The 11,299-nt window shown below is 60.3% G+C and carries 12 protein-coding genes; 3 read left to right on the top strand and 9 right to left on the bottom strand.

What is annotated here, in order from left to right; translation table 11 throughout:
* On the bottom strand, positions 1-347 hold a 347-nt coding region (locus tag FEU76_RS08320), incomplete at its 3' end, for a RidA family protein (RefSeq protein WP_144982434.1).
* A gap of 147 nt (positions 348-494) precedes the next feature.
* Here FEU76_RS08320 and FEU76_RS08315 point away from each other — a divergent pair.
* Complete coding sequence (locus FEU76_RS08315) at positions 495-1,049, top strand: IclR family transcriptional regulator (protein WP_144982056.1); 555 nt, start codon at positions 495-497, stop codon at positions 1,047-1,049.
* Positions 1,050-1,122: 73 nt separating this feature from the next.
* On the opposite strand, the gene FEU76_RS08310 is transcribed toward FEU76_RS08315, so the two are convergent.
* The 3 genes from FEU76_RS08310 to FEU76_RS08300 all read right to left on the bottom strand — a co-directional run bounded on the left by FEU76_RS08310 (position 1,123) and on the right by FEU76_RS08300 (position 3,369).
* Positions 1,123-2,262: an MFS transporter gene (locus FEU76_RS08310; protein ID WP_144982053.1), complete on the bottom strand. Its 1,140-nt coding sequence runs from the start codon at positions 2,260-2,262 to the stop codon at positions 1,123-1,125.
* On the bottom strand, positions 2,259-2,783 hold the full coding sequence (locus FEU76_RS08305; protein ID WP_144982050.1) for a TetR/AcrR family transcriptional regulator: 525 nt from the start codon (positions 2,781-2,783) through the stop codon (positions 2,259-2,261). Before FEU76_RS08305 ends, FEU76_RS08310 begins: the two co-directional genes overlap by 4 nt.
* Positions 2,784-2,973: 190 nt before the next feature.
* A complete protein-coding gene (locus tag FEU76_RS08300) occupies positions 2,974-3,369 on the bottom strand; it encodes a RidA family protein (RefSeq protein ID WP_144982047.1) in 396 nt (131 codons plus the stop codon).
* Positions 3,370-3,515: 146 nt separating this feature from the next.
* Here FEU76_RS08300 and FEU76_RS08295 point away from each other — a divergent pair, with 146 nt between their 5' ends.
* Positions 3,516-4,412 (top strand): LysR family transcriptional regulator, encoded by an 897-nt coding sequence (locus tag FEU76_RS08295; RefSeq protein ID WP_144982044.1) that lies wholly within the window; start codon positions 3,516-3,518, stop codon positions 4,410-4,412.
* 20 nt (positions 4,413-4,432) lie between these two features.
* Here the strand turns inward: FEU76_RS08295 and FEU76_RS08290 are convergent, their stop codons facing one another.
* Together FEU76_RS08290 and FEU76_RS08285 are read right to left on the bottom strand one after the other, a co-directional pair.
* Entirely contained in the window at positions 4,433-5,896 is a 1,464-nt protein-coding gene (locus FEU76_RS08290; RefSeq protein WP_144982041.1) for a metal-dependent hydrolase family protein, read from the bottom strand.
* An 83-nt stretch (positions 5,897-5,979) separates the two neighbouring features.
* A complete protein-coding gene (locus tag FEU76_RS08285) occupies positions 5,980-6,876 on the bottom strand; it encodes a LysR family transcriptional regulator (RefSeq protein ID WP_144982038.1) in 897 nt (298 codons plus the stop codon).
* A gap of 165 nt (positions 6,877-7,041) precedes the next feature.
* On the opposite strand from FEU76_RS08285, the gene FEU76_RS08280 reads away from it, so the two are divergent.
* Positions 7,042-7,620: an NAD(P)H-dependent oxidoreductase gene (locus FEU76_RS08280; RefSeq protein ID WP_144982035.1), complete on the top strand. Its 579-nt coding sequence runs from the start codon at positions 7,042-7,044 to the stop codon at positions 7,618-7,620.
* A gap of 72 nt (positions 7,621-7,692) precedes the next feature.
* Here FEU76_RS08280 and FEU76_RS08275 read toward each other — a convergent pair whose 3' ends face one another.
* From FEU76_RS08275 to msrP, 3 genes are all read right to left on the bottom strand, one after another.
* Positions 7,693-9,471, bottom strand: coding sequence for a S8/S53 family peptidase (locus FEU76_RS08275; RefSeq protein WP_144982032.1), 1,779 nt, complete (start codon positions 9,469-9,471; stop codon positions 7,693-7,695).
* A gap of 96 nt (positions 9,472-9,567) precedes the next feature.
* Positions 9,568-10,188, bottom strand: coding sequence for a protein-methionine-sulfoxide reductase heme-binding subunit MsrQ (gene msrQ / locus FEU76_RS08270; protein ID WP_039183468.1), 621 nt, complete (start codon positions 10,186-10,188; stop codon positions 9,568-9,570).
* Positions 10,188-11,204, bottom strand: coding sequence for a protein-methionine-sulfoxide reductase catalytic subunit MsrP (gene msrP / locus FEU76_RS08265; RefSeq protein ID WP_039183466.1), 1,017 nt, complete (start codon positions 11,202-11,204; stop codon positions 10,188-10,190). The genes msrQ and msrP overlap by 1 nt, the downstream gene beginning before the upstream one ends.
* Positions 11,205-11,299: the final 95 nt, after the last annotated feature.

The raw sequence follows: 11,299 nt of genomic DNA, 5'->3' as shown, positions 1-11,299 counted from the left end.
GCCAGCCATGTGACGCCGACCGCCGTCCAGTTGGGGTAGGGCTTTGCTGGGAACGCGCGGGCCTTGGCTGCCATCACGGTAGCGAATTGGGCCTCGGGGTCGGTATGGAAGCTGGTCACGTCGACGATGTCCTCGAAGCTGGCACCGGCCGCTTTCAGGACATTGGCCAGATTGTCGAAGGCCAGCTGCACCTGGGCGGCGAAGTCTGGCTCCGGTGAGCCATCTTCACGGCTGCCTACCTGGCCCGAGACAAACAGAAAATCACCCGAGCGTACCGCCGCAGAGTAGCCGTTGTGATCGTACAAATCCTGGCGTCCGTTCGGGAAAACGACATCACGCTTAGCCATCAATCTCTCCAATAGTGCTGTTCGTAGGTCGTGATCGACCCTTGGTTCATGGTGGGAGCACTGTAAATCTGGCGTGCATGTGGATAAACGCGGGATCATGATCAACATTGTTTGCTGTGGCCAAACAATCATGGAGGGAAGACAACCGTGGATCGCTTTGATGCCATGCAGGCGTTTGCCCGCGTGGTGCGTGAAAGCGATGGTACTTATGCGTTAGGTCCCAGCCTATGGAGGCTTGGAAATTTGTTTCGGCATACAGGAGACATGGGAGATCTGATACGACCCCAATTAGCCCACCTTGTGGAACAAACGCAGGAAACGGCTTCCTTTTTTATAAGATTAGGAAACCAGCGTATGTGCCTATACAGGTTAAACTCGCCAAAGCCTGCGCGGCACCACTTGGAGGAAGGGGCCCTGTTACCTATTAATCGCGGAGCAACAGGACGCGTCTTGTTGGCGTTCAGTGGCGAAGAGGGTGAGTTTTATGATGACATTCGGGCTAAGGGGTATGCTTTCTCCAAGGGAGAGCGTGATCCTGATGTCGCCGCTATCGCACTGCCTGTACTTGACCTGCATGGTGTAATGCGTGGTGCCATTTCTGTCTCCGCATTAATTACCCGGTTAACCAATGATAAAGTGGAGCCAATTGTTGAATTGCTCAAAGCAAGTTGTGACGCTTTGTGTGACACGCTGCCAGGGTAACGTGCATGGTGGCCAAATATTTCGGCACGCCCTCAATCGGTAGAGGGGTTTCACTGGAGCGACAACCGCTCATTTAGTGGGCTACTCGGATTGGCTTTCCGGCCCTTGCCAATCCGGCAGTAAAGGCGAGGCAGGCAAAAATGACCACAGCGTAGTCGAGATTTAGCTGATCCATCAGAAGTCCAAATATGGGGGCTCCTGTCGTTTGGCCAATGGCAATGGTTAAAAACCCCACCATTAGGCCGGTGGCAGGTCGCTCAGGCAGAGCAGAGACACCCCATATTAGATAGATGCCGGTGAGCATGATATAAGCCGCCCCGAAGAGCATGCCGCCAAGAAGTGCCAAGAGCGGGGTGGTAACGCTGGTGCCGACTAAAATAATCCCTGCTGCCAAGGCGGTCAGAAAACACCAGTGCGTGTGGTTGAGTCCAAAACGCGACACCAGCGCCCCTGCACCTGCCCCGACGATACCGGCAACCCCAATAGCAATCCAAAGCAGCCCTGTGCCCGTTGTGCTCCAACCGAGCTGATATGAAACCAGCCGACCGCCAAACGTCCAGAGCGCAGTGCTGGATGCACCCATCAAAAAAGCGGCCAGAATCAGTCGAGCCATGTCGCTGTTCAAAGGCGGTAAGCCGGTAGAGGTTGTCGAGGCAGCTTTGGTGTTGCTGGGAACGCTTACGGCAGCCGCTATCGCCATGATGAAAGCAGCTACTGCAAATACTGAAAAGGCGAACCGCCATTGACCTCCCAGCAGTAACGCGATGGGTCCTGAAAGCACCACGCCCGCGCTGGTGCCAGCGTTAATGATGGTGTTGACCGCACTTTGGCGCACCGGATTGACGATGGCAGATACCGCTGCGGCCATGGGAGGGGATGCCAGTCCAGTACTTGAGCCTGCCAACATCACTGCACTGGCAAGCATGATTGAAGATGATGCAAACGCAACACCGACCATACCCGCTGCCGCTACAAGGGCTGCGCTAACGGCCACGTTACGGGCGCCAACGCGCTCGGTCAGATACGCTGATAGCATGATCGCGATGCAGTAGCCAAGAAATGAGCCACCCGAAATTAAGCCACTGACGGTAGGTGATAGAGAGAGTTCAGCATCAATTTGGGGCAGAAATAGCCCGAAGGCAAAACGGGCAAAGCCATAGCAAACGGCAATGAGGCCAAAGCCCGTGGCTCCCAAGAGTAGGCTTGAGTTCATCGATGTACCTGCTGGAGTAAGGTCAAAGCTGCGGCCCTGGCTGATGTTATAGCCTCAATACCTTGATAGACGGCAACTGCCGAGGCGCCCTCGAATAGCACGAGAATCTGTGCGGCTAGTGGTGGGTGATATGTTCCCGTCTCCAGGGCGACAATTTCCTGAATTTTTTGATGTAGCTCTTTTTTATGAGCCAGCACTACAGCGGTAATTTCGGGAGTGTCACCACCCGTTTCACCTTGAGCTCGTAGGAAAAGGCACCCTCGGCTACCCTCGGTTTTGATCCATGCTTCCAGCGAATCGAAGAGAGCTGAGATACTTTTCACTTCCAGACAGGGTTGGAAGCGTCGATGGCGCTCTTTAAGCACCTCGGTGATCAGTGCCGTTTTGCTACCGGCATGCTTATAAAGCGTACGGCTCGACATGCTAGCGGCACGTGTGAGTTTGTCCATTCCCGTGGCGGTAAAACCGTGGCGGTCGAAAAGACTTTCTGCTGCTGCAACAAGCTTTGTTTTGGTATCCATGGTTGCAGTGTAAAACGATCATTTTACACCTGTCAATGTGGAGCTATCGCATTGGGGGCCTGCTGTCATTTTCTAGCGGCCACCGAAGCATGATGCTCTGTGCTATCAAAATATAAGGGGCGCTAGTCAACACTACACCGAGCCACCTCGTTGCCCCTTCACTTGATACGCATCATTTGAAGTGTATTGGCTAAGTCGTGGGCAGCCTTGCAATGACCTTGATTTCAAAGTCGAATCCTGCCAGCCATGTGACGCCGACCGCCGTCCAGTTGGGGTAGGGCTTTGCTGGGAACGCGCGGGCCTTGGCTGCCATCACGGTAGCGAATTGGGCCTCGGGGTCGGTATGGAAGCTGGTCACGTCGACGATATCCTCGAAGCTGGCGCCGGCCGCTTTCAGGACATTGGCCAGATTGTCGAAGGCCAGCTGCACCTGGGCGGCGAAGTCTGGCTCCGGTGAGCCATCTTCACGGCTGCCTACCTGGCCCGAGACAAACAGAAAATCACCCGAGCGTACCGCCGCAGAGTAGCCGTTGTGATCGTACAAATCCTGGCGTCCGTTCGGGAAAACGACATCACGCTTAGCCATCAGTCTCTCCAATAGTGCTGTTCGTAGGTCGTGATCGACCCTTGATTCATGGTGGGAGCACTGTAAATCTGGCGTGCGTGTGGATAAACGCGGGATCATGATCAACATTGTTTGCTGTGGCCAAACAATCATGGAGGGGGACAACCATGGATCGCTTTGATGCCATGCAGGCGTTTGCCCGCGTGGTGGAAACCGGCAGTTTTACCAAGGCTGCTGACACACTGCAGATCAGCCGAACCAGCGTGACGCAGCAGGTTCAGTATCTCGAAGCGCGCCTGCGGGTCACGCTGCTCAACAGAACGACGCGAAAAGTGAACGTCACGGCTGACGGGGCGGCCTATTACGAGCGCGTCATCAAGCTGTTGGCCGAGCTGGATGATGCCGAGACCAGCCTTTCCAATGCCGCCGTTCTCCCTCGTGGTCGGCTTCGGGTCGATGTGCCTAGCCCGTTTGCACGCATGATGCTGATACCCGCGTTGCCTGCCTTTCACGCGAAATACCCCGATATTCAACTGGAGATGGGGGTAAGTGACCGCATGGTGGATATCATCGGTGAGCGGGTGGATTGCGTGGTGCGGGGCGGCGAGCTGACCGATCTGTCCTTGATGGCGCGTCGTGTGGGCGAGTTGACGATGGGGGTTTATGCAGCCCCCAGTTACCTGGCAAAAGCGGGTTTTCCGTCGCATCCTGAAGCGTTGTCGGCGCCTCCGCATTATCTTGTGGGGTTTCGGTCGGTGCGTGCGGGAATCGCTTCTTCGTGCGTGCTGCACCGGGACGGTCAGCGTGTTCAGGTACAAGGCCGCTACATCGTTTCGGTCGATGATGGCAATGCCTGCTTGGCTGCGGGCGTGGCGGGGCTGGGGGTCGTCTGCCTCCCTGATTACATTGCTCAGGGGCATCTGGCGCGCGGCGAGCTGGTGCGCCTGTTCGAGGATTGGGACATCGCGCCCATGCCGATGTACATCGCTTTTCCCCCCAACCGACACGTCAGCGCCAAACTGCGCGTATTCATCGATTGGGTGGTCGAAGTCATGGCGTTCTAGCGCTTGTGTTGGCGCTGGGGCTATCGGGTGTCTTTATAAATACGCCCGCCTTTCATGATCAGGCGCAGGTTCTGCTCGGGGTCGTTCAGGAAGTCCAGGTTGCGGCTGGGGTCGCCGTCGACCAACAGCAGGTCTGCCCAGGCGCCGGGCTCGATTTTGCCGAGCGTGCCGGGGTAGGGGTTGCGTGGGCCGGAAAGAGCCAGCAGTTCGCCGTTACGCCCGGTGGCCATGGCCAGTACGGTAAGCGGGTCGTAGAAGCGCGTGAGCTTGGCGAGCTGGCGCAATTGGTTGGGCGTATTCTGAGGGCTGAACAGGATGTCGGTGCCCCAGGCGGTGTGGATGTTGAAACGCTGGGCCAGCTCGTAGGCACGGACGGTGCCTTCGGCGACTTGCCGCTGGGCTTCTCGGCGGGCGGCGTCTGGGTAGACGTTGGCATCTTCGTCTTGCAGAAAGGGCTGCAGGCTCCACCAGGCACCTTCACCGGCCATCATGCGGGCGGCTTCTTCATCGGCCAGCTGGCCGTGTTCGATGGATTTCACCCCGGCTCGCAGCGCTCGCTGTATGCCTCTGGAGGTGTAGACGTGCACCATCACGTAGGTGCCCCAGTCGTCGGCGGCTTCCACGGCGGCGCGCAATTCGCGTTCGGTAAACTGGGTGCTGTCGAGTGGGTCGTAGAGGGAAGCCACGCCGCCGCCCGCCATCAGCTTGATTTGCGACGCGCCCAGCATGAGCTGCTCCCGGGTGCGTCGCAGGACTTCGTCTTCACCATCGGCAATGGCCGCGACGCCTTGGCGTTCCTGTTCGCTGAGCGGTGTGTTGCTGCCTCTGGGCACCTCGTGACGCAGGCGAAAGTCGCCGTGTCCGGAGGTCTGGGAAATCATGGCGCCTGCCGGAAAGATGCGGGGGCCATCGACGATGCCTTCATCGATGGCGCGCTGGAGGGCAAAGGCGGGGCCGCCCACGTCGCGCACCGATGTCACGCCACGCATCAGCGTGCGCCGGGCCTCCTGAGCTGCCACCAGGTGAAGGTAGCCCACATCGGCGGTCATGGCGGTGGTTTGGGTGATGGCGGCCAGCGTGGTGTGCCAATGGGCGTCGATGAGCCCAGGCATCAGCGTGCGTCCTCCACAATCGATGACTTCGGCCCCTTCAGCGGCGGCATCTGCGGGCAGAATGGCGCGAATGCGGCCCTCTTCGACTCGTACGGCCACGTCCCGTTGCAGCGCGCTGCCGCTACCATCGAACAGCTGTAGATGGGTCAATAGCAGCGGGCCATTCGCGGTGCGCGGCTGGGCGCTGGCCAGCGACGGCAGTTGCAGACCGGCGAACATGGCCATGACGGCTGCGGTGCCCCCCAATACCTGCCGACGGCTCACGTCGGCCATTACCCGTTCGTGAAACTGTTGCAGTAGCGGTGAACCGCAGCAGCAGGCGCCGTGGGCATGGGGGGCAAAGAGCGGGGCGTTCAGCGCAGCAACCGTCATGGGTAGCCTCGTGTGGGTGGGGTGCTATCTCTGCATCTTAGGGCAGCGGTGTGGATTAAGCGATGTTGGCCCGTAGCGCGCTGCTAGACGTAATGCGGTGGCAGTCGCTCGGCCAGAAACTCCATGAACAGCCGGGTACGATGGGAAAGCGTGGCCTGCCGGTAGTAGACGGCATGGATGGGCTGTGTGATCAGCGTGGTGTGGTCGGGCAACACTTCCACCAGCGTGCCACGCTGGCGTGGGGCCTGGGTCATGAAATCGGCCAGGCACACGATACCGACGCCTGAGATTGCCAGCTCCAGCAGGGTGGTGCCGCTGGATGCCGCCAGGGTGGGCGCGATGTGCAGCGGCTGGCCATTGGCGCCGTTCAACGGCCAGCGGTTGAGGTGGTCCAGCTGGCTGAAGCCGAGCAGGGTGTGCTGGGCCAGTTCCGCTACCTGAGAGGGGGAGCCATGGCGCGCCAGGTAGGCTGGGCTGGCCAGCACGCGCAGGGCGCTGTGGCCCAGGGGGCGCGCATGGAGCGACGAATCTTCCAGCGTGCCAATGCGAATGGCCAGGTCGACCCGCTGTTCCAGCAGGTCTACAAAGCGGTCATGGGTATCCAGCTCCAGGGTGATCTGCGGGTAGCGGGCGCGAAACTCCTCGATCAGCGGCACCACCACGAACTGCATGAAGCTGGGCGCGGCATTGATGCGCAGCCGCCCACTGGGCTGCTGATGGCGATCTTGCACGGCCTCTTCGGCCGCTTCCACGGCGGCCAGGATGCTGCGGCAGTGGGCCAGAAAGGTATCGCCTTCCTCCGTCAGCTCCAGCCGCCGGGTGGTGCGGCGCAGGAGCGTGGTGCCCAGTTTCTGCTCCAGCCGATGCAGGGCGCGGCTGACGCCGGAGACCGTCATATCCAACTGCTCGGCAGCGGCGGTGATCGAGCCACAGTCCACGACGGTAATGAAGGCTTGCTGCTCTTCCAGAGTACTTTTCATGGCTACCAGGCCTGGTCGTGGCAAGTGATTGTTGATTTTTGTGCAAGAGTCTCTTGCGGGGTGAGCGCTGTTTCCAAGGCATTGTTCACTGCACAATATCGCCCACTCAATGGCTCGCAGTGAAACATCAAGCGAGCCAATCGACAACACAGTGAGGTGTCAGCCATGAAGATACTGTTGATCAATGGCGGTAAAGTGTTTGCCCACTCTGGTGGTGAACTCAACAATACGCTGCATGCCGTTGCAAAGGAAACCCTGCTGGAACTGGGGCATGAAGTGCGCGAGACGGTCATCGAGCAAGGCTACGAGACTGCTGCCGAAGTACAGCACTACCTGTGGGCCGACACCATCGTGTACCAGATGCCCGGCTGGTGGATGGGCGCGCCCTGGACGGTCAAGCGCTATATCGATGAAGTCTTTACCGAGGGGCATGGCGCGCTGTACGCAAGCGATGGCCGTTCGCGTCAGGACCCTTCCAAGCAGTACGGCAGCGGCGGGCTGCTGCAGGGCCGCCACTACATGCTGTCGCTGACCTGGAATGCCCCCGCCGAAGCCTTCGATGAGCCGGGCAACTTCTTTGAAGGGCGTGGGGTCGATGGCGTCTACTTTGCGTTCCACAAATCCCAGGAGTTCGTCGGGCTGGCCGCCCAGCCCACGTTCATCGCCAACGATGTCATCAAGGCACCGGACGTCGAGCGCGACAAGGCTGAGTATCGCCGCCACCTGCGTCGCGTGTTCGGTTAGGCACCATCGCACACGGGCGGTGAGCGCTTATCTACCGCCCGTATCTGGAGCGCGGCATGGCCGAGGGGGCCTTCAGCGCTCCCGTGCCAGGCTCTGTACCGTCAGGTCCAGAGCCTTGTACATATCCAGCCTGGCCGAAAGCCCCACGTCGGGATGATTGAGTTCATTGGCGCGCTCGGACGGCAAGATGGGGGCGGTCAGGTCGTCGGCATCCACCGGCTCGAAATCGTACTCCTCACCGATGGTCATGGCGCTGCGCCGTATCAGCATACGCAGCTGTGCAGGCGTCAGCGCAGGGTCGATGGACATCATGGCGGCCACCAGGCCTGCCACCAGCGGGGTGGCGTAAGAGGTGCCGCAGTGGGCGGGGCCTTGCTCGTCTTCTTGCAGGCTTGAACCGCGCACGCAGGCCGCCGCCGTGATGTCCACACGCATGTCGATATTCGAGGCATCGCGTTTCTGGGCGTAGCGAGGGTCTTCTACGCTGACGTCCTGGTCGCTGCGCTCATGTCCTCCGACCACGAACAGTTGCTCCGTCACGAACGAAGAGGGCAGGCGATATTCGTCGCGGCTGGAAAACGACGATGCGTTGCCCGCAGAGTTCACGACCACCACCTCCGGGTGTTCCCGGCGTAGCCAGAGAAAAAACTCTTCGAGCAGCTCTTCGTAGCCGCTCATGGCGATGCCCGAGCGCACCAGCGAATCGACCACGTCGCCGTTGATATCGATGGCACCTACCCGATGAATGCCCCAACTCCAGTTGAGCACGCGCGCCCCGTCCTCCACCAGATTGACCGAAGCGGCGATGTTGGCCGTGATGCCCGCATCGGAGTTGCGTTCCACGATCACGTCGAAACCTGGGCCAACGTCGTCGAGCCCGCGCAGAAAGCCACTGTTGCCGCCTTCGTTCCATGCTGCGGCTAGAACGCCTGCCACTGTCGTGCCATGGCCGTCGGGTGTCGCGGCATCGCGGCCGTAGACGCAGGTTCGGCGGGTGTCGGCGCGACAGTCGCCCAGGTAGTCGGCGAAGTCGGGGGCATCGAAGTCCACGTTGCGCTCGATGACGCCAATGCGGATGGGCTGTGTGTCGATATCACTGTCTTGGCCAAGGCGCCGCTGGTAGAAGTTCACTGCATCCAGAAAGCGGTTAGACGCCCACTCCTGGTCGTCCGCCCTGGGCGGCGCGTCGGCTTCACGCTCAACGCTCTCTTCCGCGCCAGACTCTTCGATGACCACGGCATCCACGCTCACTTCGTTGCCAAGCCGCAGCACCAGGGCATCGCGCGCTTCCAGGTCGTCGGCGGGTAACCGGAGCTGGTAGGTGTTGAGAGGCGGGATCATCCCGACCACTTCGGCCCCATACTTTTCCGCTAACCGCTGAGCTTCTTCGGCACCCTCGTGGCTCTCTTCGATGATCAGACTGACCAGATCGACGTAGGTGGTGATGCCATCCATGTTCTCGGCCACCTCCTGCTCGGTGGCCGCCACGACGTGGCTGGCCTTGAGGCTGACCCAGACAGGGTTGCTGGATTGGTCGTCTTGTTCCAGCCAGAGCGGGCCGCTTTGCACCTCATCCGCCTCCAGGCGGATACGCACCTCGCCCTCGTCCTCGTTCGCGTCATAGCGAAGCTGGCGCTGGGGAATCGGCTCCCCGTTCAGCTTGGCTTGGAAATCCGAATGGTCGAGCCCTTTTACGATCAGGCAAAACTCCTGATGCGATGTGGCCAGAAGGTCGCCACAGCGCTGTAGCTGCTCCACACGAAGAGGTTGTTCTGCGGCAGCGCCGTGTGCCATGCAGAGAAGGAGCAGCGCAGGAATCCGCCGCGCCATGCTTCGATAGTCGACTGCCATGTCGTTGACTCCATGCTGGATACGGTGGGTAGCACGCAGCATAACCGTATGCGATGAACAGAACATGAACCTGTTTCTACGTGGGGGGGTATTACCTCATGAGCGGCTGAACCGAACACGCAGCTTGGGCAGCGTGCGTGCCACCGGCGGTAGGCGGGTCGCCATGATCAGAGCGGAAACGGCGGCATACACAGCCCATTCGCGCAGGTCGGCGCGTACCACCCAGAAGAAGTGCAGCAGTACCAGGGCGAGGATGACGTAGGCAAACTTGTGAAGGGGCTTCCAGCGTTTGCCCAGCCGCTGCATCGACCAGCGGTTGGAGGTTGCTCCCAGCACGGCCAGCCCCAGCAGGGCGATCATGCCCACCACGATGTAGGGCCGCTTGACCAGCTCACTGCCCAGCAGGGCCCAGTTCAGCCCCAGAATGAACAGGGCATAGCTCAGCAGGTGAAGGGTCGCATAAGCGAGGGTCCACAGCCCCAACTGCCGCCGGATCAGGTTGAAGCCTTTCCAGCGGGTGAGCTTGGTCAGCGGGGTCAGGCTCAGGGTCATCAGCAATAGCCAAAGCGCGCCAATGCCCAGGTTCAGTAGCAGGTAGCGCCCGGGTTCCGGGCCTGCTGCGTTGCTGGCCACCTGACCGCTCCAGTACAGCAGGGGGGCCAGCGCGGCCAGGAACACGCCGCCGCGCCATAGCCACCAGGTGCGTGGTGTGGCCATCAGTAGTTGGCTCTCAAGTCCAGGCCGGCATACAGCTCGGCCACTTCGTCGGCGTAGCCGTTGAACATCAGGGTGTCCATGGTATTGGGGCTGAACAGGCTGTTGGGCAGGCGGCGTTCGGTGGCCTGGCTCCAGCGGGGGTGATCCACTTCCGGGTTGACGTTGGCATAGAAGCCGTACTCATTGGGGGCAATCAGCTGCCAGGAGTTCATCGGCTGCTCTTCGACCAGCGAAATGCGCACGATCGACTTGATGCTCTTGAACCCGTACTTCCAGGGCACCACCAGGCGCAGCGGTGCGCCGTTCTGGTTGGGCAGCTCGCGGCCATACATGCCCAGCGCCATCAGGGTCAGCGGGTGCATGGCTTCATCCATGCGCAGGCCCTCCACGTAAGGCCAGTCGATCAGCGAAAACGACGAGCGCTGGCCAGGCATCTGCTCTGGGTCCACCAGGGTTTCGAAGCGCACGTACTTGGCTTTGCTGGTGGGCTCGGCGCGGGTGATGATGTCGGCCAGCGGAATGCCCAGCCAGGGAATGACCATCGACCACGCCTCCACGCAGCGCAAGCGGTAGATGCGCTCTTCGAACCGGGTAGGGCTGACGAGGTCTTCCAGCGCAAAGCGACCGCCGTTGTTCACTTCGCCATCGACCACCACGCTCCAGGGCTCGGTTTTTAAACTGCCAGCCCGGCGGGCGGGGTCGGTTTTTCCGGTGCCGAACTCATAAAAGTTGTTATAGCCGCTGGCATCGTCGAAGGGGGTGAGAGTGTCTGTGTCGGGGTCGCTGGGGGTCACGGCTCCCCACTGGGTATCGCCGATCTTTTGCTGCAGCCACTCTGGGCCGCTGCCCGCTGGCACATCCGAATAGTCCGCATTGGCGCGGGCGTGCCCCGACAGCGCAAGCCCAGCTCCCAGCCCCGCCATGCCGCCCATGAATTGTCGGCGCGACAGATAGATGGATTCCGGGGTGACATCCGATTCTTTCAAATCACTGGGCTTGGCAATTTTTATCAGCATGGGGGAGCCTCTGCGTAGAAGAACATGTCCAAGATGCAGGAAGAGCGTCACCTTTGACGATGGAGGAGAGGAGAAGTTCTCCACTTCTTTGTCAG

It is taken from the genome of Halomonas sp. C22 (assembly GCF_007655045.1).
Taxonomy (GTDB): Bacteria; Pseudomonadota; Gammaproteobacteria; order Pseudomonadales; family Halomonadaceae; genus Vreelandella; species Vreelandella hamiltonii.
This window is presented reverse-complemented; position numbering and strand designations above follow the sequence as displayed.